Origin of the sequence: Neorhizobium sp. DAR64860/K0K1 (genome assembly GCF_050500205.1) — a bacterium.
Classification (GTDB): Bacteria; Pseudomonadota; Alphaproteobacteria; order Rhizobiales; family Rhizobiaceae; genus Neorhizobium; species Neorhizobium soli.
Genome location: NZ_CP191458.1, coordinates 833,378 through 859,459, shown reverse-complemented (window position 1 = coordinate 859,459; position 26,082 = coordinate 833,378). Strand labels below are relative to the sequence as shown.

Below are 26,082 nucleotides of genomic sequence, written 5' to 3'. Positions count from 1 at the left end.
AACAAGAGTTTCTCTGGTGGCCTGCAAGGCGACGATGTCGATTTAGAGCGCTCCGTTCAAGGAATTGATTTCGACGCTGTTTTAGCGATCGCCAGACGACAATGGATGATCGTAGCGGCCGCAGTGGCGGCCGCTATTGTCCTAGGATTGGCGTATATATTCACGGCAGTTCCTCTTTATACGTCCAACGTCAGCGTCTTGATCGACCAAGGCAATAGAGAAGTCGTTCAGCAGCTTTCGACAATTGGTGGCGTGGTCGACGACGAGGGTTCCGTTCTCAGTCAAGTTGAACTCCTGAAATCGGACACGATTGCAATGTCCGTCGTGGATAAGCTCGACCTTACGAATGATGCGGCGTTTGCGAGTGCCGGAGGGTCTGTCATTGGAACGATGGTCGGAACGCTCCGGTCGCTGGCAAATGTCTCTTCTTGGTTCGTTGTTGAACCCGAAACCAGCGATCAGGTGGAGGCGAAACGCCGCGCCGCTGCGAACACGCTCCTTTGGAACATGGAGATCAGCCGCGTTGGTCGCACTTATGTTTTGAGCATCAGCTACACCTCTCCATCGTCTTCTCTCGCTGCGAAGATCGCCAACGCGATCGGAGAGGCCTATCTGGTTGACAAGCTTAATTCGAAATATGAGGCAACCAGGCGCGCAAGCGGCTGGCTGCAGGATCGCATAGCCGAACTGCGCCAGAAGGCTTTGGACTCGGATCTTGCCGTCCAGAAGTTCCGCAGTTCCAACGGCCTCGTTGCTGCCGGCTCGGTTCTGGTTGCTGACCAGCAGTTGTCCGAACTCAACAGCGCATTGATCGTCGCGCAGTCCGATACCGCAAAAGCTGAGGCGCGCCTGCAGCGGATCGCGCAGATCATCGCTTCGGGCCAAGGAGACGCGATCGTTACGGATGTTCTCGACAGTTCCATTTCCAACGAACTGCGCCAGAAATATCTTGATGCCTCCAAGCGGGAAGCGCAGATATCCGATCGTCTCGGAGTCAATCATATTCAAGCGATCAGGCTGCGCAGCGAAATGACGGAATACAACCGTCTGATGTTCGAAGAGGTCAATCGTATCGCCGAAAGCTACAAGAGCGATCTCAACGTTGCCAAGGCCCGGGAAAAGAGCCTGACGGATTCGGTCGCGCAGGCCACAGGCATCAGCGCCACCGCGAGCGAGACCCAGGTACAGCTGAGAGAACTCGAGCGGGAAGCTGACACCTACAAGAACATGTACCAGACCTTCCTGCAGCGGTATCAGGAGGCCATACAGCAACAGTCCTTCCCGGTCACAGAAGCACGTATCATCACGCGAGCAGCTGCACCCGACAGTCCGAGCCATCCCCGCAAGCCATTGGTGCTGGCACTGTTCGTGATTATCGGTGCCGCGGTCGGGAGTGGCCTTGGCGCGTTTCGCGAGTTCCGGGACCGTTTCTTCAGAACCGGCGAACAGGTTCGCGACGTTCTCAATCTGGAATTTCTGGGCATTGCGCCAATAGTGGCTCCGGTAAAGGCCGTCGATGCTCCGGATAGCTCTGACGGTCGTGGCATCGGCCAGGTTCGAAAGACCCATGCCGTTTCGAATTACGTCATCGATCACCCACTCTCCGCCTTCGCGGAAACGCTTCGAAGCGCCAAGATTGCTGCAGACCTCGCGCTTACCGGCAAGAGTTGCAAGATCATCGGCGTCGTTTCGTCATTGCCTGGAGAAGGCAAGTCAACGATTGCGGTGAATTTTGCCGAGTTGCTGGCGGGGCAAGGAAACAGAACCGTCCTGATCGACGGCGATTTGCGCAACCCGGGCGCGACGCGGGCGATCGGGAGACATGCGGAATCCGGCCTTCTTGAAGTGCTCATCGACAACAGGGATCCGCAGTCGCTTTTCCTCCGAAACGATCGGACTAAACTTGCGTTTTTGCCTGCAGTTGTCCGTCACCGCATTCCGCATTCGTCCGAACTGCTATCGTCCGCGCGCATGCGCCAGGTACTCGCAGACATCAGCAATACCGCAGACTATATCATTATCGATCTGCCGCCTCTCGGCCCGGTCGTCGATGCCCGCGCCATTGCAGGCCGAATTGACGGGTTCATCTTCGTCACCGAATGGGGCAAGACAGCACGCCGGGTCGTTCGTCAGGTTCTCGCTTCCGATCCCTATGTCCGCGACAAGTGTCTTGGTGTTGTGCTGAACAAGGTCGACCAGGAACGGATGAAGCTCTACCGAGCCTATGGCTCCAGCGAATATTATTACTCGCGATACTCCCAGTACTACCAGGAAGGCTGAGAATGACGCGGCGTGGTCGCAGACCGCTTCTCATCGGAGCGGTCGTCCTGCTCTGCATGGGAAGCCTGGCGATCTCGGTGACACAGATCTCACGCTACGCCCGGTTCGGGACCATGCGACACATCGCGGCCCAGATTGAACGCGACAGACCGGTCTCGCGGGAGTTGCTCGAAGGAACTCTACCGCAGATGAGACTGCTTCTCAGAGACGATGTTTGCCAAAGCGAGTTCGTCAAAGCAGCTGTAACGGTTGCGCTCGTCCGGCTGGATACGCAAAGCCCGGATGTCGATTACGACAACTGGTCGAGCGCGCTTGGGGAGGCAGAGAACGTGGTGCGCTTTGCGGTTCACTGCCTCCCGAGTGATGGAAACTTCTGGGTCCGGTATGCGATGGTCAGGCAAGCGGTCGGGGAACAGCCAGAGGAAATCGCAAAGCTCGTCACGCTGTCGCAGCTTTACGCCCCCGCAGAAGAAAACACGATTGCGGCGCGGTTCCGCTTGTACAATCGCCTGACGCAGCCGAGCCTTACCCTCGCGGCAGCACCGCTGAAAGCGGATCTTGCGGTGGTATGCTCCTTGAAAGGCGCTGCCCTGCGGCGGCGTTTGCCTTTGGCGAACCCAGTCCTTGCCCATGAGGTCCAATCTTACGCGCAAGATTGTCATCTCGGTCGATCGTCGAGCGACAAAACGGGGAGATAGGTTCGTCCATCCGGACCGGGCGGCAGATCGTTCGAGGACGGTCGGTCGCGACCAGTTCTCGAAGGAACAAGTGAACCCGGTTCGCCTCTGCCCTGTTTTTCCTTCCGAGAGCGGAGGACCATTCCGCATGATCCCGGCTCACTCTTGCGGGTAGAGACACGGAACCCGTCGGCGATCGGATCCATTCATTCTGCGAGGGCGCTCCTCAGATGCTCCGTCGCCGGCCTATTGCCACACGGTCAAACACGGCTTCCGTCATCCAGTTTCCCGAGAAATGCAGAAGCGCTGTTGCGATAGGCCTGCTGCGTTCCTGCCGACATCCGTCGCCATGACGCATACATCTGCGCCAAACGGTGGTTGCCCGACAGTGACTCGGCATTACGGGCGAGGAAATCCCAGTACAAGGCATTGAAGGGACAGGCTTTCTCGCCAGTTTTCTGCGACACGTCATACCGGCAGCTTTCGCAGTAATTGGACATACGAGAAATATACGCGCCGCCTGCGGCGTATGGCTTGGAGGCCATAAACCCACCGTCGGCAAACTGACTCATTCCGATCACATTGGGCAGTTCAACCCATTCGTAGGCGTCGGCATAGACTTCCAGATACCAGCGATGGACCGCGTAGGGATCAAGACCTGCCAGCATCGAGAAATTTCCGACCACCATCAGACGCTGGATATGATGCGCGTAGGCATGGGTAATCGTGTGTTTGATCACTGTGGACATGCAGGCCATGTCCGTTTCACCGCTCCAGAAAAAGTCCGGCAGGGGACGGGATGCGGCGAATAAATTGCTTGTCTCGTATCCCGGCATTTTCAGCCAATAGATGCCGCGGATATATTCGCGCCAGCCGATGATTTGGCGGATGAAAGCCTCGACCGCATTCAGCGGCGCGTGTCCTTCGAAATACGCGCGCTCCGCAGCCCGGCATAGTGCGAGCGGATCGAGCAGTCCAACATTGATGTAGAAGGAGAGAAGCGCGTGGTTCAGGAACGGCTCTTCGGCCAGCATCGCGTCCTGCGTTTCGCCGAAATTCGGTAGGAAATCGCGGATGAATCCATCGGCTGCCTTCTCCGCATCGGTGCGGGTCACTGCAAACGAGAAATTCTCCGTCGAACCCATATTGTTCGGGAACGTGCGCTCGACGAGCGCAAGAACCTCCTGCGTTGCTGCGTCGGGCGGAAAGACATGATGCTTCGGGCGAAACAGGTCGGGTTTGGCAGGTTTGCGATTTTCACTGTCGAAATTCCACCGGCCACCTTCGGGGTGGTCACCGTTCATCAACAGGCCGGTCTTGCGCCGCATGTCCCGATAGAAATACTCCATCGTCAGAGCCTTGCGGTCCTTGGCCCAGGCTTTGAACTCCGTCGTCGAACAGATAAACCGCGTGTCCTGCCGCACCTCTACCGGCAGATTTACCAAACCTTGCCAGTCTTCCATGGCCGAAAGAACGCGCCACTCGGCAGCTTCGGTGACGATGATCGATCGGGGTGACGTCTCTGCAATCGCGCGCAAAAGCTCGGTCGTGAAGGAGCCTGAATTGTCGCGATCATCAAGCCGCACGTACCGGACGCAGAAGCCCTTCGCACGCAGCTCATCGGCAAAATGGCGCATTGCGGAAAAGATGAAGGCGAGTTTCAGTTTGTGATGCTCGACATAGGTCGCCTCCTCCACCACCTCGCACATCAGGATCATATCCTGCGTGGGATCGGCACCCTTAAGGCTCGATAGCGACAAGGATAGCTGATCGCCAAGAATGAAAATGAGGTTGCGGGTTGGCTTCACAGCTTGCTTTGACCCTCTTCTATAGTGACGGATACCGTGCCTTTCCGCCAAAACTCTGCAAGAGCGGAGGTCGGGATCGAAGAGGGAGCATGTCGATCTTGTCTATCCGGTGAATGCCGACGGGGTCGAAGCGTTGCATTGCTATACGCGAAAATCACAGGCCAATGATGACGGCGCGAGTGTACGCGCCGCCGCCTCCCATTTCGCTCGTCGATTGTCCAATCTCTGATCGGACCGCGAGCTGTGCGCAGGCAGGCTTGCCCGTCGGTCCAGCCCCCGAGTTCGAACGCTCCTCACGCCGCCCCCGCTTCAGTCCCGAAGGCTACTGGTCCAGCACCTTCCGTATTTTATCAGCAAGCTGATCGAGGCTGAAGGGTTTTTGCAAGAGGTGCGTTCCACCCTCCAGCACGCCGTTATGGACAACGGCGTTGCGGGTGTAGCCAGTCGTATAGAGAATATTCAATTCCGGCATCAGAACCTTGGCGGCGTCGGCCAATTCGCGGCCTGTCATCCCCGGCATCACGACATCAGTAAACAACAAGGTCGGCTTGAGACCTGCCCTGATCAAGGTGAGCGCCTGCTCGCCCGATGCGGCTTCGACGACGGTATATCCCAGTTCCCGAAGCGCCTCGGTGGAGAAAACGCGCACGCGCTGGTCGTCCTCTACGACAAGGATCGTCTCGGAAACGCTGCCCCGGCCCGGCTGCTTGACGACGCCCTGGGTGTTTACGGGAGCTTCGACCTCACCGTGATGCCGCGGCAGGTAGATCTTGATGGATGACCCGACGCCTTCTTCCGAATAAATTTTGACGTGCCCGCTCGACTGCCTTACGAAGCCGAAGATCTGGCTTAGTCCCAGACCCGATCCCTTGCCGACCTCCTTGGTGGTGAAAAACGGATCGAAAGCCTTCGCCATAACCTCGGGCGTCATCCCCGTTCCGGTATCCGATACGGCAATCATGACATATTGCCCGGCTGCCACTGCATTGTCCTGCGCGTATTCGTCGGAAAGATACGAGTTTGCGGTTTCGACCGTCAGGTTGCCGCCGCGGGGCATGGCATCGCGGCCATTGACGGCGAGGTTGAGAATGGCGTTTTCCAGCTGACTGCTGTCGGCATAGACTTTCCACAGTCCGGCCGCCAAGACGGTTTCCACGGAAACATGCTCTCCGAGCGTGCGGGTCAGCAATTCCGACATTCCGGCAATCATGCGATTGGGGTCGATCACCTCCGGCTGAAGCGGTTGCCGTCGCGAGAAAGCGAGCAGGCGGTGCGTCAGCGACGCAGCTCTCGTTGCGCCATCCTTTGCGGCCTCGATGTAGCGGCCGACATCGACCTCACCGCGCGCCAACCGCTTTTCGAGCAGGCTGATCGAACCCAGTATGACGGCCAGCATATTGTTGAAGTCATGCGCGATGCCGCCCGTGAGCTGACCAACGGCTTCCATTTTCTGCGCCTGGCGCAACTGGTCCTGCGCGTCGACCAGCTTCGCGGTTCTTTCTTCTACTTCACGCGCCAGTTGCTCGCGGGACTTCGACAGAATATCGCGTGCATCGACGATGTCCTGGATATCGGTGCATGTCCCGAACCAGCGGCTGATTTCGCCATCCTCCTTCCGCACAGGCTGCGCGCGGCCGAGAACCCATCGATAGTTACCGCTACGATGTCGGAGGCGGTACTCGATGTGGTAGGGCTCTCCTGTGACGAGGCTGCGACGCCAGGTGGACCAGGCGCGATCCTGATCGTCAGGGTGGAATACGCCGTTCCATTCCTCGCCGTCTGTCGAGCCTTGCGGGACGCCCGTGAAGTCGTACCAACGCTGGTTGTAATAATCGTGGTGGCCGTCGGGTTGCGTGGCCCAGATCATCTGGTCGATCGAATTGGTGATCGCACGGAAGCGTTCCTCGCTCTCCCGCAGCGCGATTTCGACAACGCGGCGATCGGTGATGTCAAATGACACACCCGGAAACCGCAATGGTGTACCGTCCGGCGCAAGCGTGACGCGGCCTTGGGCAGTCACCCACCGGACGGAACCATCCGCGTCGACGAGCCGGTATTCCTGCGAAAATATAGTGCCCGTCTTCAGCGCTTCGTCGATCGCGGATTGAAGGGCCGGCAGATCATCGGGATGAACCAGACGGAAAAAAGCACCGATCGGAGCGCCGCTGGCGGCAACGCTCCGCTCAACGCCGTAGATCTTGGCAAATCGCGCGTCGGCCACCACGCTGTCGTTCGGGATGTCCCAGTCCCACGTCCCGACAGTTTCTGAGGCGCCGAGTGCGTATTCCAGTCGCTCTTCGCTCGCCCGCAACGCCCGTTGCGCAGAGAGGCGGGCGGTCGTCTCGGTACCTTGGTTGAAAACCCCGACGACACGACCTTCCGCCGAAAAGATCGGTGCGAAGCTGTAGTCCCAATGCGTATGCTGAACGCGTCCGCCGCGAAGCATCGGCAGCATTTGATCGGCCACACGAAAACCCTTGCCCGTCTCGACGACGGCCATGAGTTGCGGTTTTATGATATCCCAGATGTCCGCCCAGACGGTCGACGCGGGGCGACCCAATGCCCACGGGTGTTTCTCTCCAGCGATCGGCGACCACGCATCGTTATAAAGGAGACGCATTTCGTCTCCCCAGTAGATGGCAGTTGGCAGGTCGGTATTGAGGCACAAGGCCAGCGTGGTCTGCAGCTCTATCGGCCAGTCCTCGATAGGTCCTAAGCTGGTTGTGTTCCAATCGACCGCGCGAATCCGCGAAGCCATTTCGCCTTCTATCTCTGAAAGGATCTGCATCACGTCAGAGGCTCACTGGCTGTTCGGCACATGAAGGCTACGCTCATTTCAGTTTAGTGGCTTCAGTCTGGAGATCGGGTCTAACAGAAAACGGGAGGGGTGGGGAGACGGTGTTTGACGCGTGGAGGATGGTGGCCACAGTCTGTGTTCAACCTCTAAGGCGAAGAGTTGTTTCCGCAGAATATTCCCGAGAAGCCGGTCTTCTCGCGCAACTGCTGTCTCCGGCAAAACCAGAGGCGGCGTCTTGGCGGACCGGTATGAGTCAGCGAGCCCTCGGTACGGCGCAAGAGGTCACCGAATTAACCACACCGCCAAAAGACCAACAGCGACGACTGTTGTTGCGGCACCGTAGCCGTAAAACGATTCAAGCAATTTGCGGTGCATGGGTTTCGTATCTCCATCCCGTGCGTCGGACGGGGCCCCGGTCATTGTCATTTATGCAAAGGTCTCAGTCGAATTCGTCGCCTCAAGCAATCCCTCGCGTCGTAACGGTAAAGGCGGAGTCATCCCTTGGTCGCTCTGCATAACGCCGTTTGCGCAAATTGGTTCCATAAGAGCATGTCAAAGCATACACTCTCTGATGGTCTGGAGAAGTACGCCCGGCCCATGGGGTTTGGGGATAAAGCGTTCTGCAAACGTAAGCTCGGATTGTTGAAGCGTCCAGTTTCCCGACGTGAGGATGATCCGGATCGGGGGCCATCTATCGCGCACCATCCGAGCGAGTTCCACGCCTTCACCCTCGGCAAACAGGTCGATATCCGTCAGGAGAAGTTGGATATCGAAGTTGCTCTCCAGGATGTCTATGGCTTGGGCTGCATCGACCGCGGCAAACACCTCGTACCCGGCATCCTGCAACTCCTCCACCAATATGAATCGGAGGACGGGCTCATCTTCAACGACGAGAATAACTCCGGCTTGGCTCATTTCGGACCTCGGCATCACATTCTCTGTACGTTACCGTACAATTGAACATTTTGGCGAGGCATCAGTTCCGACTTTTACACAGGGCGTTGTCTGAATCTGAGCCGAACTCTCATTCACATCCTCTACGGCTTGATGATGGGGCGAACGAGAAGTCGCGACAAGACGTTTCGGCCGCGTGTGTAAGGCGCGAGATCGACGTCGCTAACCAGCCTTGCCCCGCCTTCCCGGCGCTCGAGCGTGATCTTGCGGCTGTGAAACTGTTCAAGCTCTACGCGGTGTGCCACGCTCAGGATTGTGGCGTTGGGCAGCTCGTCGATCATCATCTCCATGATTTTGTCCTGCGTCTTTTCGTCGAGAGCGGAGGTCGCTTCATCAAGGACAATGATGTCAGGGTCGTTGAGGAGAAGCCGGGCAAACGCCAACCTCTGCTTCTCTCCTCCTGACAGCGTGTGGTCCCATGGCGCTTCGTCCTCGATCCTGTCGCGCAGGTGCCCGAGCCCGACTTTGTCGAGGGCAACATGAATTTCTTCTGCCGACCACGTGTCTGCCGGTTTCGGGTAGGCGACGGCGCGACGCAGGGTGCCCGAGGGGATGTATGGTTTCTGGGGTAGCATGAACAGTTCCTGGCCCTTGCGGAAGTTGACACTTCCTTCTCCCCATGGCCACAGCCCCGCAATGGCTCGCACCAGCGTACTCTTGCCCGAACCGGATTCACCCGCCACGAGGACGCGTTCGCCGGGCCCGATCTCCACCTGCGTTTCCTTGACAACGGCAGTGCCGTCGCCAAGCGAGACGGAGACCTCGTTCAGGCTGAGCATGGTGTCGCCCTCAGTTTCGCCATGCTTGATCCGTCCGACAGTTTCATTCTGTTCGGCCTGTTCCAGACCATCAAGTGAAACCATCAGCGAGGCTACGCGACGGGCGCAGGCATTCCAGTCGGCGAGACGGGGATAGTTGTCGACCAGCCATCCAAACGCACCTTGAACGATTGTGAATGCCGATGCCGCCTGCATGACCTGACCCAGTGACATGCTGCCATCGAGGAACTTTGGGGCACAGAGCAGGACCGGAACTACCGGTGCAATGAGCATCGATCCGTGCGAGACCAAGGACGTGCGCATATATTGCCACGCAAGCAGACGCCACTGCTGACGGACATTAGCGAAGGTCCGATCGAGATCGTTGCGCTCTTCCTCTTCGCCGCCCAGCAGCGCGATGCTCTCGCCGTTTTCGCGCACGCGGGTCAGAGTATAGCGGAATTCGGCCTCCACTTGGTTCTTATTCTCGGACACTTTCACAAAGTTCCGGCCGATGACCGCGATCGAACTCGATGTGATGATGGCATAGACGACCGCCGCAATCACGAGGAAGCCGGGTATGGTGACGTAATTTCCGGCGATCGGAATGGTCAGCGCGCCACCGATCGTCCACAGGACGACGATGAAGGTCGACGCCGACACGAAAGCCGAAATCACCCCTGACGTGAAATCCACGGGCGATTCCGTCGCGATCCGCATATCCTCGGAGATGCGGGCTTCCGGGTTCTGGTGATCGCCTCCGATCAGGTTCAGCTGGTAGTAGCGTCCATTCGTAAGCCACCGCGAGATCAATGATTTCGTGAGCCACGAGCGCCAGCGGCGCTGCATCAGCATGCGCAGATAGACCTGCGAACTGACGAGCGCGACGCTTCCAAGCACGAGGGGCGGAAACAGAAGGCCTAGCGAATAGACCTGATCGGCATTCCGCTGCTCGATCGCATCGAATAGTCCGCGGTTCCAGACGTTGATACCATACTGGAAAGCGACGTTGACACCGATGAGCGCGAGAAGCGTTATCGAGCATACCCAGGCGATCTTGTCGCCATCGCGACCCCAATAGCCGCGAGCGCTGACCCAGAAACGTTTGAGAAGATAGGCGCGTCGTGCCTGTTCTGCCTGTTCCGGGGTAAGGGTGGCGGCTGTTGCGCCTGGCTTGGTCGAGGTGGTTTCTGACATTGACACTCCGGTCGAGATCGTCCGCTGGGCAGCGCACTTAGAAACTGTAGAAAGATTGACGGAAACGGAAAGCAGGTGGGGTAGGTGTGGCCTATGCCTGCGGATCGAATGGCGCGGCTAAAGCGACAAGCTGCGCTGCGGCCATCGCTCTCGTGTCAAACATGATTTGCTTTGCTGGAGTGCCAAAGTGGCGTTGTGCGAAAACGCTATGTTCAATCATCGTTTCTCCTCCCCTGATACCCGCAGGTGGCGCAGAAACGTAGTTTGGAACATTAAGGTTCCTACCGCCGGAAAGACGATAGACACTAGGATTTTTGAGGGGTGTGGGGACTAGGTTTCCAGTCGCCCGTAGGCCTGCCCGTTGAGCGAGCTTCGACGGGGTATGGCCGCGGAAAAGGACACGTGAATCTTGTGTCGACATCTGTCAGTCGGGGAGGAGGGCGTGACCGGACATTGTCCGGTCACGGAAAAGGTTCAGCGGGCGTTGTACTTCCCGTCTACCTCGTTGATCGCCTGGACATTTCCGGCCGAGCGACCGTTCTCGTCAAAAGTCTGCGCCAGAAAGGCGTCCGCAATCGCCTTGGCCAGTTCGGTGCCGATCACGCGGGCGCCCATGGTAATGATCTGGGCGTTGTTGGAGAGGGCGGCGCGTTCAGCCGAATAGGTATCATGTGTCAGTGCGGCGCGGATGCCGGGGACCTTGTTGGCCGAGATGCAGACACCGATGCCGGTTCCGCAAACCAGGATGGCCTTGTCATAGGTGCCGTCGATGACACCGGAGGCGACCCGGTCGGAAAGCGTCGCGTAGAACGCATCGGGACCGGCATCGGTACGCGATACTTCGTGCACGTCGAAACGGTCCTTCAGATGATCAGCGAGAACCTTTGCCAGGCCTTCGCCGGCGCTGTCTCCTGCAATTGCAAGCTTCATGGTCATGTCTCCTCAGAGTTTGGCGGCACATTTTGCCAGGATGTCGAGATAGCCCTCGGCATTCCAGGCGGAACGGCCAATGAAGAGCCCGTCGATATGAGGGCTCGAAATCAGTTCTTCGCAATTGCCGGGATTGACCGACCCGCCATAGAGGCAGGGGATGCGGCGTCCAAGGATGGACTGCGCCACATCAATGATCTCGGCATGGCGGGCGGATGCGTAATCTGCGGTGGCGGGAATGCCATTCTCGCCGATCGCCCAGACCGGTTCGTAGGCGAGCAGGATCTCGGCATTCTTCTGGTCGCCCGACAGTTTGGAAAGGGCACCGCGAACCTCATCCGCAAGGACCTGCTGTGCGTTGCCGCTATCGCGATCAGCGAGCGTCTCTCCGATGCAGATCAGCGGGATGAGCCCGTGGCGAACCGCTGCTTCGGTTTTCAGCCCGACTGTTTCATTCGTCTCGCCGAAATGCTCGCGCCGCTCGGAATGGCCGAGCTCGACGATGTCGAGCTTGCAGTCCTTCAGCATCAGCGGCGAGATCTCGCCGGTCCAGGCACCCTGATCAGCCCAGTGCATGTTCTGCGCGCCGACCTTGACGGAGGTTCCGGCAAGGGCAGCCTTGACCTCGCGCGTGGCGGTAAATGGCGGAATGACAAATCGCTGGATGCGCGAATCCCTGTCTTCATCAGCTGCCTTCACGGCAGCCGCGAATTCCAGAGCTTCGGCAAGCGTCTTGTTCATCTTCCAGCTGGTGCCGATCCAGAAGCTTGGCGATGTGCTCATGGATGTGATCCTCCCGACGATGCGATGGTCAGTGTGACGCCCGTGTCTTCGATGTCTCGAAGCAGTTGGGCCTCAGGCTGATGGTTGGTGATGACGGCGTCGAATTGATCGAGACCGGCGAGGACATGTAGCGCCGTTTGGCCAATCCGCTCGTGGTTGACGAGCAGGTAAGCGCGCGCCGACGATGCCATCATCGCCCGTTTAACCCGGATCACGGCGTCGTCCATGTGATAGGCCTGCCCCGATGCGACGGCCGGAGTTGAGATGAACGCAACGTCAGCTCGCAGCCGCGATAAAGCCTCTTCCGTGACCACGCCGAAGAATGCGTTGAACTTGGGCGAATAGACGCCGCCGAGGGCGATCAGCGTGATGCCGGTCTCGGTTTTCAGCCGCTCCATGACGGCCGCGTTGTTGGTGATAACCGTCAGCGGACGTTTGTCGGCCAGTGCCTCGCCGAGCACGGCCGCCATCGATCCGTCATTGACCATGACGGTCATGCCGGGTTCGACCAGATCGACAGCTGCCTTGCTGATGGCGTGCTTGGCGGCATGATCCTGACGTTCGCGGATCCGAAAATCGCTCTCGAACTGGGTACCTGCGTCGATCGTTGCGCCGCCGCGCACTTTGCGAAGCACCCCTGCCTGCTCAAGCTCGTCCAGATCACGGTGAACGGTCATCTTGGAGATGGCAAAAAGCTCCGCCAGATCGTCGAGATCGACGGTTCGCTTTTCGATCAGCAGATTGATGATCCGTTGGTGTCGTTCTTTGCGCTTCATCCGAGACCGTCCGCGTGGGATGAAACGGATATAACACCTATATTGTTATAATCAACATTATGGATGTGATTTTGTGGCAGCCATGTTGGCTCTGGAGATTTCGACTTGCGCTATATCGCGTCTTTGACGCGCTGCCACGCATTGAGCAAATGAAGCCCCAATACCTTGGACAAGGTTTCTCCGTCCCGCGCTTCGAGCGCGACGATCATCTCCTCATGCTCGGCCATGGCCGCCGACCACTTGTCCGGACCCTCGTGGCCGATGAACCGGATTCTCTTCAAGCGCGACTGCAGTTGCGCTTGAACGCTGCTAAGTGCCTGGTTGTCCGCGATCCGACAGATTTCGGTATGGATGGCCTGGTTGAGCTTGTAGTAGCGCAGGCGATCCTTCACGTCGTAGCAGGCCCGCATCTCGTCATGCAGTTGCCTGACCCGGGCGATATCGTCATCCGTCGCGGTCTCGCAGGCAAGGCTTCCGGCAAGCTCCTCCAGGTTCTTCAGAACGATGAGCATGTCGTGCACATCCTTGCCGCTGAACCTTTTGACGATCGCGCCGCGGCTTGGAATGAGTTCGACGAGCCCTTCGCTGGCAAGGTACTTGATCGCTTCCCGCAGCGGCGTGCGCGAAACGCCCAGCTGTTCGCCGAGCTGGCTTTCGTGCATCCGCGAACCGGGGGCAAGCTCTCCCTCGATGATCATGTCGCGCAACCGAGTGACGAGCGTGTCGTGCAAGGCCGTCCGCCGGATGGGGCCGGATGGCGAGACAGGCGATTCGGGCAGTGTATCACTCATTTTGAAAGCTCGATTTCTGGACCGCCTTGATGATCAAAGCGTCTCGCCAGGATTATACCAGAACCCGAACGGCACCAAACGTAAAAATGCTGCATACAAAATGCAAAAGACTTGTCCTGAGATTCCGGATGGCTTAGAAACGTCCTCACCGAGGTAGGAGAATTGACCCATGGATATCACCCAGCATCACGATAGCCGTCCAACCATTGCGCTTGCGATGGGAGACCCGGCCGGTATCAGCCCCGAACTGACCGCACAGCTTCTGGCTTTGGATGACATCAGAGAGCAGGCCTATATCGTTGTGATCGGCGATCGGCGCATTCTCGATAAGGGCGCGCAGGAAGCAGGCGTTCAGCCAGATCTGATCTCGGCTTCGCTCGATGATCTTTCGGGTCTCGATCACTCGAAGCACGCATTTATCGATTTGGGCCATCTCGCTCCGGAAGAGGTGGAGCGCGGCGAAGCGACGCTGGCCGGCGGCACGTTCGCCACGCGCAACTTCCGCACCGCCCTTGAGCTCGCCCATGCCGGAAAGGCCGATGCGGTCTGCTTCACGCCGTTCAACAAGAAGGCGATGCGCTTTGCCTATCCGGGCTACGATGACGAAATCCGTTTCGTCTCGGACGTTCTGTCGTTCACCGGCAAGATCCGCGAGTTCAACGTTCTCGAAAAGATCTGGAACGCACGTGTCAGCTCGCACATCCCGCTCAAGGAAGTGGCTGCCAACCTGTCCGTGGACCGGCTTCTGTCGGAACTCGAACTGACTGTTTCTTGCCTGAGGGCCGCCGGTATCGATGAGCCGCGCGTCGCGGTCGCCGGTCTCAACCCGCATGCGGGCGATGGCGGCAGCTTCGGAATGGAAGAAATCGAGATTATTGAACCCGCCGTTGCCGAAGCAAAGGCGCGCGGTTACGGCGTCGAGGGTCCGTTCCCGGCCGATACCGTGTTTCTTCGCGCCATGAAGGAAGGCTATCACGCCGTCCTCACCATGTATCATGACCAAGGTCAGATCGCCATGAAGCTGATTGGCTTCGACAAGGGCGTGACGATGATGGGTGGCCTGCCATTCCCGCTTTGCACGCCGGCTCATGGCACGGCCTATGACATCGCAGGCAAGGGAATAGCCGATATCGGCGCGACCCGTGAAGCGATCCTGCTTGCGACTCGTATGGCAAAGCGCCAGCGCCTGGCAGCACAGGCCGCGTGATCACTTGATCATAAATGACCGGCCGTGAATGGCCGGTCATCTCAGCCCGAGAGGACGCGGGCTTGGCGCATGTCGGTCGGCTTGAACGCCGGCTGCCAAATGTCAGAGTGTGCGGCTTCCCTGCGCCATTAAGAGCGCGGTGGCGTCGCGGTTGGAGGACGACAATGACAAGTTCAGCTCCCAAGTGGACGCGTGAGACCTGGCCGATCGCGGCCGCAATGATTCAATACCCCAATATGTTGCCGGACGGTCGTTCGGTTCAGGATCAGACCGTCGAGGAATGGGCCAAGACTGTCGCCGAAGTCGCAGATGCAGGCTTTACCGAACTCGATCCCACGGACAGCTGGCTCCGCGTCGCCGATCTTTCGGCTGATCGCCGTCGTGCGTTCTGCGAGGTCGTGAAAGATGCAGGGATGACCATCCCGGCAATCTCGACATCGCGGCGCAGCGTCATCGACGAGAAACACGGCGACGAGTATCTCGCCTACAGTCACCGCGTCATCGAGACTGCCGCAGAGATCGGTGCGCAGAGCGTTTCCTTCGGCTTTTTCGAACCGCTGACGGACAAGCAGAAAAGTGCATTGTGGTTCTGGACCGAACAGGGCGCCAAGAACCCGGATGACCCCGCAACGTGGAACAAGGCGGTGGCCCGCATAGCCGAACTCGGCAGGCACGCCGCAGAGGTCGGCATCGAGGTCTCCCTGGAAATGTACGAGGACACCTATCTTGGAACAGCGGACAGTTCTGTCCGCTTCGTTGAGGAAGTCGGTCTCGACAATGTCGGCATCAACGCCGATCTCGGCAATCTCATCCGTCTCCATCGGCCTGTCGAGCACTGGCTGCAAATGATGACGAAAGTCGCGCCTTTCGCCAAATACTGGCACGTCAAGAACTACATGCGAATCGAAGACGAGCAGGCGGGCCTGATCGCCAGCCACCCGGTTCCGCTCGAATCCGGCTTGATCAACTATCGCACAGCAATCAAGCTTGCGCTGGAACACGGTTTCAACAGCCCGTTCCTGTGCGAGCATTATGGTGGCGACGGCCTTTCCGTCAGCGCGACCAACCGCGACTATCTCCGGCGCATTCTGCCGCGTAATTGAGGACCGCTAAAATGACGACGATCTTTGATGCTCCAGACGAATTCGCCTCGACTGCGCTTGCCGGCTTTTGCCAGATCTATCCCAACCACGTGCGTCTCATTTCCAACGGTGTCGTGCGCGCCACGAAAGTGCCTGATGGCAAAGTGTCGGTGGTTGTCGGCGGCGGCTCGGGTCACTATCCGGCTTTCGCGGGCTATGTCGGCCAGGGCATGGCCGATGCAGCGGTCGCCGGTGACGTGTTTGCGTCTCCATCGACGGCAGCGGTTGCACGTGTCTGCCGCCATGCCGACAATGGCGGCGGCATCATTCTCGGCTTCGGCAATTATGCAGGCGACGTGCTGAACTTCGGGGTCGCCGCAGAGCGCCTTCGTGCCGAAGGCATCGATGTGCGCATCATTGCCGTGACCGACGACGTTGCGAGTGCGTCGGCGGACGAACACGCCAAGCGCCGCGGCATCGCCGGCGACCTCATGGTCTTCAAGATCGCGGGAGCGGCGGCGGAAGCGGGGCTTTTGCTGGATGAGGTGGAGCGTATCGCCCGGCTTGCCAATGAGCGGACAGTGTCGTTCGGTGTCGCCTTTGCAGGCTGCACCCTTCCAGGTGCAAAGCAGCCGTTGTTCACGGTCCCCAAAGGCCGGATGGCACTCGGTCTCGGGATCCATGGCGAACCTGGCATCAGCGAGCAGGACATCGCGAGCGCGACGGATCTTGCAGATGTGCTCACGGACAAACTGCTGGCCGAAAGGCCGCAGGGCTGCACGCGCGTCGCGGCCATTCTCAACGGTCTCGGTTCGACAAAATACGAAGAACTCTTCGTGCTGTGGACCGCCGTCCAGAAGAAACTTACCGGGTCCGATCTTCAGATCGTCCTGCCGGAAGCCGGTGAGTTCGTCACCAGCCTCGATATGCAGGGTTGCTCGCTGACGCTGACTTGGCTCGATGAAGAGCTTGAGCGCTATTGGGCGGCACCCTGCGATGCGCCGGCATTTCGTCGCGGACGGCCTGAAGTCGCCGAATTGCGCACCGATGTCATCACCGATGAGGAAGCTGCTCCGGTGATCCCGGCGGCCTCCGAAGCGTCGCAGACGTCGGCTGCCTGCATATCCGATCTGTTTGGCAGGGTTGCCGCCATGCTCAGGGATAAGGAGTCCGAGCTTGGCCGCATCGATGCGATCGCCGGCGACGGCGACCATGGGCAGGGAATGCAGCGTGGTTCCGATGCCGCGGCCAAGGCGATGGCCGCTGCCGTATCGGCTGGCGCCGGCGCCCAGACGACGCTTGCGTTGGGCGGCGATGCCTGGGCTGACCGGGCCGGCGGCACATCCGGCGCGATCTGGGGGTTGTTGCTGCGGTCGTGGAGTAGCGCACTGAGCGACAACGACGTGCCTGATGAAGCAGCGATTGCCAAAGGCGCGCGCAGGGCGCTCGATGCCGTCACCAGTCTCGGCCGCGCCCGGATCGGCGACAAGACGCTCGTGGACTCGCTTATTCCGTTCGTCGAGACGCTGACGGAGAAGACCGCGGCCGGCAAGTCACTGCCGGAAGCCTTCAAGGCTGCAGCCGACGCTTCGAGCGCGGCTGCCGAAGCAACAGCTGCACTGACGCCGCGGCTGGGCCGTGCGCGTCCGCTTGCGGAAAAGAGCATCGGCCATCCGGATGCCGGCGCTGTATCGCTGTCCATGGTCGCGCAGCTTGCTGCCGGCTTTATCGCCGACCGCGGCTAACCCTGAAAAGGTCTGTTCGGTTTCAGCCGAACAGACCGACACATGTGAGCCAAAGGCCGGATGCCAGGGTAATGGCATCCATCATAAGGCCAAACTTGCGCTCGGACATGCTGACGACATAGCGTTTTGCAAAGAACGTTCCGGCCATCAGTGACGAACCAATCACGAGACCGCTGATCACGAGATCATGGGTCAGCGCACCTGCCTGATAGAACGTGAAAACCTTTGCGGCCTGCACGAAAATCGAGGCCGCCGCTTCCGTCGACAGGAAGGCGCCCTTGGTCAGCCCGAAGGCCATAAAGGCTGGAATGCTGAGTGGGCCGGTGGATAGGAACATCCCGGTCAGAAACCCGATACCGGCACCGGCGATCGACATTCCGCCCAGCCCGATGGTCATGTTGCGGTGGCGAATGTATCGCCGGAACGGGACGAGCAGCATGATGAAGAGGCCGAGCAAAGTGCCGCTGATGGCTGCCGGCAGATGGACCAGGCTGACAGCGCCCAAGGACGCTGCCGGCATGCCGGGGAGCGCATAAGCGAGAACAGCCCGCCAATTGACATGCCTGTGCCAAGCCATCACACGCGCGGCATTCGCCATCAGCCCGGCGATCGCCATGACGGGAATGGCGCGCGCGGGGTCAAACATCGGAACAAGAACGGGCAGGAGAATGAGGCTGGCGCCGGTGCCGATCACCCCGCTCAGGCAACCGGCGACGAAACCTATGGCGCAGACGAGGATATAGGAGAGCAAGGCTTATCCTCGACGTGAGTTCGGCCACAGGGCCGTAGAGAAAGCGCGGCCGGCGTTCGCGCCGGCCGCGCATTGCCTTGGGAGGCTTAGAAGAATGCCTTGTCCTGCTCGCGCCGCAGTTCGAGCAATGCCGAGGTTTCGTCAAGTTCGACATCGCCGCACAGGATAGGCTGGCCCGCTTTGACCGCTCTCTTCAGGGTGCGATTGGCTGCCAGGTAGAAGGGAACGGCCCTGTCATCCGAGAGCGGGCCGGCCGGGATCATCCGTGCTGAAACGTTGACGATCGAGTGATGGTGGCCGCTTGCCGTCAAAACTGTTCCGGCTTCGATATCGGCATCTGCATGCGCGACGAGGTCGATCACCGGCCGCGGCTCGGCCGCACCACTGGAGACGCCGCGCACGCCGACTTCGAGAATGCTCGTTGCAGCCTCGACGCCCAGAAGATGGCGTGGAATGTAGAGCATGGCGACATCGCCCTTGCGGCTCACGACATGGCCTTTTTCCGCCAGCATCTGCCAGGTCTCCGCGTCGTCGCAACGCACCGTCACGAAGACGCCGCCGGCAAAGCTCAATTCGCCGGGAAGCCGCAGGCAGTGGAAGACGTCGAGCATCTTCGGCGTGCCGAGCAATCCGCCGCTCGAACGCTCGGAAAAGAAATCGGCTACTTCGGTGATCCGCGCGATCGGAACATGCAGGTCGGCCCGGTCGACCAGGAAGCCCGTGGCATTGGCAACCAGCGTCATTTCACACAAGTCCGGAACTGCCCGCTGCGGAAACTCCGCTGCGATTTCCGATCGTCTTGCCGCGATGGTCGCCAGGTCAAGCGAAGCCGGTTCGATCCAGTCGCCGAAATCAGGTGCAGACGCAGTCTTGCCGTTGGAGCTCAATGTCTTCTGTTTTGGGTCGTAGATGAAATCGTATTCGCTGGCCTTGCCGGCGGCGATGATATCCAGTCCGAGCACTTCGGCCCAGGTCACCAGACCCATCAACAGGCTCGGCTGATCGCCATCGACCGGGGTCACGATGACATTGTTGTTGCGGGCGCGCAGCGCAAGGCCGGGACCGACGACGCTATCGACTTCCTTGGAGACGAGCGCGACATGCTTGCCCGCATCGATCGCAAGCCGGCAGTGTTTCGCCCCGGCTTCCGGATGACCGGTGGCTTCGACAACCACGGAGATCGGAAGGTCGAGGACGACGGAAAGGTCTCCCGCCGCGATATACTGGCCGTTCTCCCAGGCCGTCTTCGCCTCGCTCGCGGTTGCGCATTGGGCAATCCTGGACGGATCGATCCCAAGGCCCCGCAGAACGTCTGTCGCGGTTTGCGCCTTCAGATCGACCGCAACGCGGGTGCTGATCAGCGGCGTCTTCAGGCTTTGCGCGATGAAGCTGCGGCCGAAGCCGCCGGTGCCGACGATGCAGCATTCCACCGGGGCGGACTCTCTGCCGAAATAGGTGTGATAGTTCATGGTGTTCCCCTCCTAAACCGAAACGAAAAAGGCGTGGGCGCGGCTTATGCCGCCGCGTCCACGTTCTTGTGGCTTCTGAGGTACTTGATGAACTTCAGGCTCTGCGGAATGATGAGAAGCGCGAGTGCCACTGTCATGATCGAGCCGACCAGATAGTTCGAGAAGAAGATCCCGAGCGATCCGTCGGAGGCGATCATCGACTGGTGGAACGAGCTTTCCGCCTTGCTGCCGAGAACCATGGCGAGAACCAATGGTGCCAGCGGAAATTCCAGCTTGTTGAAGACGAAACCGACGACGCCGAAAATCAGTACGAGCCAGAGGTCGGAGGTCGAATTCGCCACCGTATAGGCGCCAACGAAGCAGATCGCCACGATCATCGGACCAATGATTGCAAACGGGATGCGAAGCAGCGCTGCAAAGAACGGAACGGTCAACAGGACCAGAATGACACCGACGAAGTTGGAGATATACATGCTGGCGATCAGGCCCCAGACGAAGTCTGGCTGCGTGGTGAAAAGCATCGGGCCGGGCGTCAGGCCCCAGATCATCAGGCCGCCCATCATCACGGCGGCGGTTGCAGAGCTTGGAACGCCCAAGGCAAGCATCGGCAGCATGGCGCAGGTGCCAGCCGAATGGTCGGCGGTTTCCGGTGCTACGATACCTTCCGGACGACCGGTACCAAACTTTTCGCCCGGCTTCGACCACTGGCGTGCAAGACCATAGCTCATGAACGATGCTGCGGTCGGGCCGCCGGGCGTGATGCCCATCCAGATCCCGACGGCAGACGAGCGCACGATCGTGGTGAAGTATTTCGGCAGCTCCAGCATGGCCTTGAAGACGTCGCGCGGATCGATACGGGACGCGACTCCACGGAATTTCAGCCCGTCCTGAACGGTTGCCAGAAGCTCGCCGATCCCGAACAGACCGATGACGACCACTAGGAAGCTGACGCCGCTGAGCAAGGCTTCGATGCCGAATGTCAGGCGAAGCGATCCGGTGACCGTATCCATACCGACAGTGGAAAGGAGAAGTCCGAGGCTAAGCGAGACGGCCGTCTTGATCGGCGAAGCGCTGCCCATCCCCACAAAGGCGCAGAAAGCGAGGAAATAGACGGCAAAATATTCAGCCGCGCCGAAGCGAAGCGCGAAGCGGGCCGCCCAGGTGGACAGAAGCGTGATGACGACGATACCGACGAAAGCGCCGATGCCGGCCGACATGAAGGCAAGCGTGAGTGCGCGGGTTGATTGCCCGGATCGCGCCATCGGATAACCATCAAATGTGGTCGCCACCGAGCTCGGCTCGCCGGGAATGTTGAAGAGGATCGAGGTCGTCGAGCCACCGAACAGCGCGCCCCAATACATCGACGCCAGAAGGATGATCGCCGAGACCGGGTCCATTGTGAATGTCAGCGGAATGAGCAGCGATACGCCGTTCGGAGCCCCGAGGCCGGGGAGGACGCCGACGATCAGCCCGAGAAGGACGCCGACGATCATCAGGGTGATGTGCATCGGCGTAAGTGCCGTCGCAAAGCCACCCATAAGCAGTTCAAAATTTTCCATGATCAAGCTCCGGGTGCTTAGTAAATGCCGAGCATTTCTTCGATCGGGCCCTTATGCAGCGGCACCTGGAACGCTTTTTCGAAGACGAAATAAAGCGCGATGGAGAAGACAACACCGATCAGGATCGCGATCCACGGCTTGTAGCCGCCGTTGCGCCAGGCAACGTAGAAGAGATACAGCGCCGTCCCGATATAGGTGCCGAGAAAGACAGTCACGATGACGAAGACGATCATCGGCAGAAGGAAGGAAAGAACCCTTCGCGTCTGTTCCGGCTCAAGGAACGTCTCGCGCATCTCCTCGCTGCCCATTTTCAACCTGAAAATGGCCTGGGCCGCGCTGGCAAACGCTGCAACGATCAGGATGATGCCGACGTAAAACGGAAAGTAGCCCGGCATGGGGCCGGATTCACTCCAGCTGACGCCGAGTTCCAGGGCACCTGTTGCACCCAGCGCGCCAACGGCGGCAAGCGTGATGGCGGTGACGATCTCGACATGGAGTCGCTTGATACGCATGATTGATTTCCCTCGATCGAAAGATCCGGCATGAAAATGCCGGACCTAAAATCGCATTGGCGTCAGGATTTTACTTAACCAGCCAACCTTCGGCTTCGAAGACGCCGACGGCGTTCTTCTCGCTGGTAACAATGAAGTCCTGCAGCTTCTGGCCGGACATGAAATCGCCGGTCTGCGAGGTCTTGCGGACATAGTCGGCCCATTCCGGGGTCTCGCTGACCTTTTTCAGAACGTCGCTGTAGTAGGCGACCGCATCATCAGGCGTTCCTGCCGCGGTCCAGACCGTGCGGGGCATCTTGTAGGACGGAATGTTGACGCCGCTCGAGGCGCAGGTCGGGATGTCGCCCCAGCCCTTGCCGTCATGGACCGGATCGCTCTTGGCCATCGGCTTGTCGGAGAAGACGCAAAGCGGCTTGATCGCGCCCGCCTGCCACTGGCCGACATTTTCGTTGGGATTGTTGACGTTGGCAGCGACATGGCCGCCGGCCAGCTGAACGCCGACTTCGCCACCGCCGTTAAAGGGCAGATACTTGAAATTGGTGCCTGTCGTCTGCTCGATCAGAGCGACCAGGGTTTCATCCGTGTCCTTCGACTGGCTGCCTGCAAAGGAAAGCTTGTTCGGCGCAGCTTTCGCGGCTTCGATGAGATCCGTCGGCGTCGCGTATTCGGAATCGCCCTTCACCCAGATCAGAAATTCGTCGAATGCGAGCGCTGCGACGGGACGTAGGTCCTCCATCGAATAGGCGAGCTTTGCGACATGCGGCAGGAGATAGGCGTTGTTGGTTCCGAAGTAGAGCTTGTTCGGATCGCCTTCATTCTTGCGAGCGTAGAGGAACGCTTCCGCACCGCTGCCTCCGCCCTTGTTGAGGACCACCATCGATTTTTCCATCAGCTTGTGCTTGGCGATGATCGACTGGATGGTGCGGGCAAAGTTGTCGGTGCCGCCGCCAGGGCCGGATGCGACGACGAACTCGACGGGGCGTGTCGGTTCAAAGGCAAGCGCCTGTCCCGCCAGCACGACCGCGGCCGCAAATGTCAATCCTACGGATAGCTTCTTCATCTTATTCCTCCTTTAGATGAAATGGCTGCAGGTTTGCCTACAGCCGATCGGTCTTCGTGTTCACGAAGCGGCAGCGAACTGCGTCCTCGGCGCACCTCGTGAGATCGACCCGGCAATGAGCGGCCAGGCAGACGCCGGCTGCGATCTCGTGATGTCGGGCAGTTCTTTGAATTCGAATGAGAAAGAAGCGAGCGCGCTGAAGCCACTCTGATCGTGGCGGTTGGGCCTCGCCGAGACGCCTCTTGCGGGCGCAAGTCCGACTGATTTTGGGCTTCGTCCTGACGCCATAATCTCCTCCATCCAAAGAAAAATCATAGGCCATCTATTAGCACACATCAAGTCTTCAGAATTTTGTATACAAAATTTTGCGGACAGCGAGACGCCGGCGGCGATACAATCAATCAGCGTGATCTAATCGATTTGCTTTTGATTTACGCCATAGCTCGACTGTTCAAACTCGCGTTTGCGAACACGAGTTTGAACGGATCACAAGATTTTTTTTTAGAGAACTTAGGCTGATCGGCACCGGAAACCGTCATGCGGATAGCAAAGCAGCAACCTTAAATTCAGGTCCCGATTCGCAATCGCAGCGAGGTCTATGCGGCCTTCGACTGCGTGCTACCCAAAGGCAGCCGTCCGGGCGACCTCAGGCGCGGTGCCGGTCAGGCCGGCTTCGTTCGCCATCGGCAGCCGGTAGTATTTGCGTGCAGTCCCCGCAAAGAGTTTTGCCTGATCTCTCAGGGAATAGCGTGCAGCGGCCTGCTTGAAACCCGAATAGATCGTGTCAAATGAACCGCATAGACTATCGACCGGGAAATTGCTGGCAAACATCGTCCGCTCGGCTGAGAACATAGCAATGGTTTCGGTGATGATGGCGCTGTTGTCCTCGATTGACCAGGGCCGTGCTTTCTGGCCGATGCCCGAAATCTTGACGCAGACATTGGGCATATCCGCAAACTTGCCCATCGCCGCGTGCCATCCCTTCATCCCTTCGCTGGATCGATCCGATGGCAGACCCGTGTGGTTGAGGATGATGGTCGTGGAAGGAAAATCCCGTGCCAGCAGCATGGCCTCGTCGAGATGCCACCAGTTCGTCTGGAGATCGAAGCTCAGTCCATGCGTCTCGAGAAGGGCGTAGCCTTTGCGCCAGGTCTCGTCGGTCATGAGAGTTCGGTGATCGGCAGCGAAAGCGGCGCTTTCGGCGCCGCCCGGCTTGTGACGCACGCTGCGCACCAGCTCGAACTTTGCCTGCTGGGCGAGCACGTCGCCGACATCGGCTCTGTTGAGCCATGCCTGAGCCACGATGGCGTTGGGAAGCCCGAATTCATCCGCGACCTTGGTTGCGTATCGGCTTTCGCCAATGGGATCTGTCGGATCCCACTCGGTCTCGACATACACTGTCTGCACGACGTTGTGACCTTCCGCGTCCTTCAGGTAGTCGGGCGGAAGATAGCGCCGCTTGATCGAGCTGTAGTCGCCATACCGAAAGGGGATTTTAGCCTCCGGCTTTAGCCAGGGATGGTCGTTGGCGACGGGGTCCCAGAAATGCTGATGCGCATCGACGATAGGGCCGTCCCAAAGAGGAAAGTCGTCCAATTAGCTGCCCTTCCGTTCACGAGTACCTTCGTTGAAGTCGATGGTGAGAGTGGCGATGACATAGACGACGGCGCAGCCCGCAAAGAAGCCGAGCACGGTGCCATAGGAGCCATCAGTCCATTGAAGGATGAAGCCTGTCAGGATCGGGACGATGATGCCGCTGACACTGCCGGCAAAGTTCATTGTGCCGCCGATGACGCCGACCCGGCTCTTCGGCGCGAGGATCGAGGGGAGGCTCCAGTAAAGGCTGCCGAAGTAGAGCAGGAATAGTGTGGCGGAGAGAAGCGCGACCGCGGCAACCGGGCTGCTCACATGCGGCAGAGCAATGAATGTCGCGGCGACGCCGAGGCCAGTGATGCCCAGAAGAAGCTTGTAGACGACGGATCGTTTAAACCCTGCGGCCACCATCTTGTCGGCGACAAAGCCGCTCGCGAGCGAACCCAGCATGCCAGCGAGGAAGATGACGAAAGTCGCACCGCCCATCTCCTTGAGATTGAAGTTGCGTGCCTGCGCAAGGTAGCTAGGCCCCCAGGTGAGCAGACCGAAATTGATCATCGCCCACCCGGCGCGACCTGCCACGAGGCTGACGATCGACCGGCGAAGGATTTCGGTCGGTTCGCTTTCCGTGGCCTCGGACGTCGGTTGCCCCACTTCGTTGATGATATCCATTTCCGCAGCGTTGATGCCCGGATGCGTGGACGGATTGTCACGGAGGTAACGCCATGCGAGCCAGCCCAAAAGAATGGTCACGAGCCCGGCGACGATGAAGGCAAGCCGCCAGCTTCCGAGCGTAAGGATGAGCCAGCTGATCAGGACGCCGCCGATGGCAGCCCCGAGCGGGGCACCGCTATCCATGAAAACGGCACCGCGTGCCCGTTCCCGTTTCGAAAGCCAGATCGAATTGAGTTTTGCTCCGGCCGGGAAGAGAGGCGCTTCCGCCGCGCCGAGACCGATGCGGGTCAACAGAAGCGAGATGCCGCCGGTCGTGAAGCCCGCAATGGTCTGGAAGATACCCCAACCGAGTGTGGACACCGTGATGACCGAGCGTGCGCCAAAGCGGTCGATCAGCATGCCTCCGGGGATCTGCATCAATGCATAGCTCCAGAAGAAGGAGCTCAGGATAAGACCCTGCATGGCGGGGCCGAGCGAGAATTCGGCGGCAATACTGGGCATGGCGATCGACAGAGCCGTACGGTCGACCATGTTGATGACAACAAGCAGGAAAACGACGACGAAGATGTACCATCGTACATTCGTTGCCGCTTTACCCTTTAGCTCCACGCGGCCAGCGGCAACGGGTTGCTGTTCAATTTCGGACATAGATACAAATCCTCCCTGACTTGTCGGCGC

General features: G+C 59.2%; 21 protein-coding genes. 5 read left to right on the top strand and 16 right to left on the bottom strand.

The window, feature by feature from the left end; translation table 11 throughout:
- Positions 1–21: 21 nt before the first annotated feature.
- Together ACQY1J_RS03815 and ACQY1J_RS03810 are read left to right on the top strand one after the other, a co-directional pair.
- Entirely contained in the window at positions 22–2,280 is a 2,259-nt protein-coding gene (locus tag ACQY1J_RS03815; protein WP_430250024.1) for a polysaccharide biosynthesis tyrosine autokinase, read from the top strand.
- A 2-nt stretch (positions 2,281–2,282) separates the two neighbouring features.
- Positions 2,283–2,978, top strand: a complete 696-nt coding sequence (locus ACQY1J_RS03810; RefSeq protein ID WP_430249434.1) for a hypothetical protein — start codon at positions 2,283–2,285, stop codon at positions 2,976–2,978.
- Positions 2,979–3,217: 239 nt separating this feature from the next.
- On the opposite strand, the gene ACQY1J_RS03805 is transcribed toward ACQY1J_RS03810, so the two are convergent.
- The 9 genes from ACQY1J_RS03805 to ACQY1J_RS03765 form a co-directional block, all read right to left on the bottom strand.
- Positions 3,218–4,765, bottom strand: coding sequence for a cryptochrome/photolyase family protein (locus ACQY1J_RS03805; RefSeq protein ID WP_430249432.1), 1,548 nt, complete (start codon positions 4,763–4,765; stop codon positions 3,218–3,220).
- Between the two features lie 322 nt (positions 4,766–5,087).
- Entirely contained in the window at positions 5,088–7,523 is a 2,436-nt protein-coding gene (locus tag ACQY1J_RS03800) for a PAS domain-containing protein (RefSeq protein ID WP_430249431.1), read from the bottom strand.
- A 591-nt stretch (positions 7,524–8,114) separates the two neighbouring features.
- Positions 8,115–8,477 carry a response regulator gene (locus ACQY1J_RS03795; RefSeq protein ID WP_162237932.1) on the bottom strand — a complete coding sequence of 121 codons (363 nt, stop codon included), beginning with the start codon at positions 8,475–8,477 and terminating at the stop codon, positions 8,115–8,117.
- Positions 8,478–8,599: 122 nt separating this feature from the next.
- Positions 8,600–10,471: an ABC transporter ATP-binding protein/permease gene (locus ACQY1J_RS03790; protein ID WP_062458656.1), complete on the bottom strand. Its 1,872-nt coding sequence runs from the start codon at positions 10,469–10,471 to the stop codon at positions 8,600–8,602.
- 91 nt (positions 10,472–10,562) lie between these two features.
- Complete coding sequence (locus ACQY1J_RS03785) at positions 10,563–10,691, bottom strand: hypothetical protein (protein WP_274604884.1); 129 nt, start codon at positions 10,689–10,691, stop codon at positions 10,563–10,565.
- Between the two features lie 254 nt (positions 10,692–10,945).
- Positions 10,946–11,401: an RpiB/LacA/LacB family sugar-phosphate isomerase gene (locus ACQY1J_RS03780; RefSeq protein WP_062460374.1), complete on the bottom strand. Its 456-nt coding sequence runs from the start codon at positions 11,399–11,401 to the stop codon at positions 10,946–10,948.
- Positions 11,402–11,413: 12 nt separating this feature from the next.
- A complete protein-coding gene (locus tag ACQY1J_RS03775; protein WP_430249430.1) occupies positions 11,414–12,184 on the bottom strand; it encodes a triose-phosphate isomerase in 771 nt (256 codons plus the stop codon).
- On the bottom strand, positions 12,181–12,960 hold the full coding sequence (locus ACQY1J_RS03770) for a DeoR/GlpR family DNA-binding transcription regulator (RefSeq protein WP_430249429.1): 780 nt from the start codon (positions 12,958–12,960) through the stop codon (positions 12,181–12,183). Before ACQY1J_RS03770 ends, ACQY1J_RS03775 begins: the two co-directional genes overlap by 4 nt.
- A gap of 110 nt (positions 12,961–13,070) precedes the next feature.
- Entirely contained in the window at positions 13,071–13,751 is a 681-nt protein-coding gene (locus ACQY1J_RS03765) for a GntR family transcriptional regulator (protein WP_092664351.1), read from the bottom strand.
- 169 nt (positions 13,752–13,920) lie between these two features.
- Between ACQY1J_RS03765 and ACQY1J_RS03760 the strand changes: the two genes are divergently transcribed.
- The 3 genes from ACQY1J_RS03760 to ACQY1J_RS03750 all read left to right on the top strand — a co-directional run bounded on the left by ACQY1J_RS03760 (position 13,921) and on the right by ACQY1J_RS03750 (position 17,785).
- Complete coding sequence (locus ACQY1J_RS03760; protein ID WP_430249427.1) at positions 13,921–14,958, top strand: 4-hydroxythreonine-4-phosphate dehydrogenase PdxA; 1,038 nt, start codon at positions 13,921–13,923, stop codon at positions 14,956–14,958.
- 164 nt (positions 14,959–15,122) lie between these two features.
- Positions 15,123–16,061: a sugar phosphate isomerase/epimerase family protein gene (locus ACQY1J_RS03755; RefSeq protein WP_430249426.1), complete on the top strand. Its 939-nt coding sequence runs from the start codon at positions 15,123–15,125 to the stop codon at positions 16,059–16,061.
- An 11-nt stretch (positions 16,062–16,072) separates the two neighbouring features.
- Positions 16,073–17,785: a dihydroxyacetone kinase family protein gene (locus ACQY1J_RS03750; RefSeq protein WP_430249425.1), complete on the top strand. Its 1,713-nt coding sequence runs from the start codon at positions 16,073–16,075 to the stop codon at positions 17,783–17,785.
- Positions 17,786–17,807: 22 nt separating this feature from the next.
- Here ACQY1J_RS03750 and ACQY1J_RS03745 read toward each other — a convergent pair whose 3' ends face one another.
- The 7 genes from ACQY1J_RS03745 to ACQY1J_RS03715 all read right to left on the bottom strand — a co-directional run bounded on the left by ACQY1J_RS03745 (position 17,808) and on the right by ACQY1J_RS03715 (position 26,052).
- Positions 17,808–18,536: a sulfite exporter TauE/SafE family protein gene (locus tag ACQY1J_RS03745; RefSeq protein WP_430249424.1), complete on the bottom strand. Its 729-nt coding sequence runs from the start codon at positions 18,534–18,536 to the stop codon at positions 17,808–17,810.
- A gap of 86 nt (positions 18,537–18,622) precedes the next feature.
- A complete protein-coding gene (locus tag ACQY1J_RS03740; RefSeq protein ID WP_430249423.1) occupies positions 18,623–20,005 on the bottom strand; it encodes an NAD(P)H-dependent oxidoreductase in 1,383 nt (460 codons plus the stop codon).
- Positions 20,006–20,049: 44 nt separating this feature from the next.
- Positions 20,050–21,564: a tripartite tricarboxylate transporter permease gene (locus ACQY1J_RS03735; RefSeq protein ID WP_430249421.1), complete on the bottom strand. Its 1,515-nt coding sequence runs from the start codon at positions 21,562–21,564 to the stop codon at positions 20,050–20,052.
- A 17-nt stretch (positions 21,565–21,581) separates the two neighbouring features.
- Positions 21,582–22,076, bottom strand: coding sequence for a tripartite tricarboxylate transporter TctB family protein (locus tag ACQY1J_RS03730; RefSeq protein ID WP_062458685.1), 495 nt, complete (start codon positions 22,074–22,076; stop codon positions 21,582–21,584).
- A 70-nt stretch (positions 22,077–22,146) separates the two neighbouring features.
- On the bottom strand, positions 22,147–23,136 hold the full coding sequence (locus ACQY1J_RS03725) for a Bug family tripartite tricarboxylate transporter substrate binding protein (RefSeq protein WP_113165061.1): 990 nt from the start codon (positions 23,134–23,136) through the stop codon (positions 22,147–22,149).
- A gap of 618 nt (positions 23,137–23,754) precedes the next feature.
- Positions 23,755–24,732, bottom strand: a complete 978-nt coding sequence (locus tag ACQY1J_RS03720; RefSeq protein ID WP_184655277.1) for an amidohydrolase family protein — start codon at positions 24,730–24,732, stop codon at positions 23,755–23,757.
- Entirely contained in the window at positions 24,733–26,052 is a 1,320-nt protein-coding gene (locus tag ACQY1J_RS03715; RefSeq protein WP_430249419.1) for an MFS transporter, read from the bottom strand. It abuts the gene before it with no gap.
- Between the last annotated feature and the right edge of the window lie 30 nt (positions 26,053–26,082).

Bases quoted from the DNA above. Each gene is read 5' to 3' on its own strand.
- ACQY1J_RS03725 (WP_113165061.1), bottom strand. From the start codon at position 23,136: ATGAAGAAGCTATCCGTAGGATTGACATTTGCGGCCGCGGTCGTGCTG.
- ACQY1J_RS03775 (WP_430249430.1), bottom strand. From the start codon at position 12,184: ATGAGCACATCGCCAAGCTTCTGGATCGGCACCAGCTGGAAGATGAAC.
- ACQY1J_RS03785 (WP_274604884.1), bottom strand. From the start codon at position 10,691: ATGATTGAACATAGCGTTTTCGCACAACGCCACTTTGGCACTCCAGCA.
- ACQY1J_RS03760 (WP_430249427.1), top strand. From the start codon at position 13,921: ATGGATATCACCCAGCATCACGATAGCCGTCCAACCATTGCGCTTGCG.
- ACQY1J_RS03765 (WP_092664351.1), bottom strand. From the start codon at position 13,751: ATGAGTGATACACTGCCCGAATCGCCTGTCTCGCCATCCGGCCCCATC.
- ACQY1J_RS03735 (WP_430249421.1), bottom strand. From the start codon at position 21,564: ATGGAAAATTTTGAACTGCTTATGGGTGGCTTTGCGACGGCACTTACG.
- ACQY1J_RS03790 (WP_062458656.1), bottom strand. From the start codon at position 10,471: ATGTCAGAAACCACCTCGACCAAGCCAGGCGCAACAGCCGCCACCCTT.
- ACQY1J_RS03800 (WP_430249431.1), bottom strand. From the start codon at position 7,523: ATGGCTTCGCGGATTCGCGCGGTCGATTGGAACACAACCAGCTTAGGA.
- ACQY1J_RS03770 (WP_430249429.1), bottom strand. From the start codon at position 12,960: ATGAAGCGCAAAGAACGACACCAACGGATCATCAATCTGCTGATCGAA.
- ACQY1J_RS03780 (WP_062460374.1), bottom strand. From the start codon at position 11,401: ATGAAGCTTGCAATTGCAGGAGACAGCGCCGGCGAAGGCCTGGCAAAG.
- ACQY1J_RS03740 (WP_430249423.1), bottom strand. From the start codon at position 20,005: ATGAACTATCACACCTATTTCGGCAGAGAGTCCGCCCCGGTGGAATGC.
- ACQY1J_RS03715 (WP_430249419.1), bottom strand. From the start codon at position 26,052: ATGTCCGAAATTGAACAGCAACCCGTTGCCGCTGGCCGCGTGGAGCTA.
- ACQY1J_RS03810 (WP_430249434.1), top strand. From the start codon at position 2,283: ATGACGCGGCGTGGTCGCAGACCGCTTCTCATCGGAGCGGTCGTCCTG.
- ACQY1J_RS03750 (WP_430249425.1), top strand. From the start codon at position 16,073: ATGACGACGATCTTTGATGCTCCAGACGAATTCGCCTCGACTGCGCTT.
- ACQY1J_RS03795 (WP_162237932.1), bottom strand. From the start codon at position 8,477: ATGAGCCAAGCCGGAGTTATTCTCGTCGTTGAAGATGAGCCCGTCCTC.
- ACQY1J_RS03730 (WP_062458685.1), bottom strand. From the start codon at position 22,076: ATGCGTATCAAGCGACTCCATGTCGAGATCGTCACCGCCATCACGCTT.
- ACQY1J_RS03755 (WP_430249426.1), top strand. From the start codon at position 15,123: ATGACAAGTTCAGCTCCCAAGTGGACGCGTGAGACCTGGCCGATCGCG.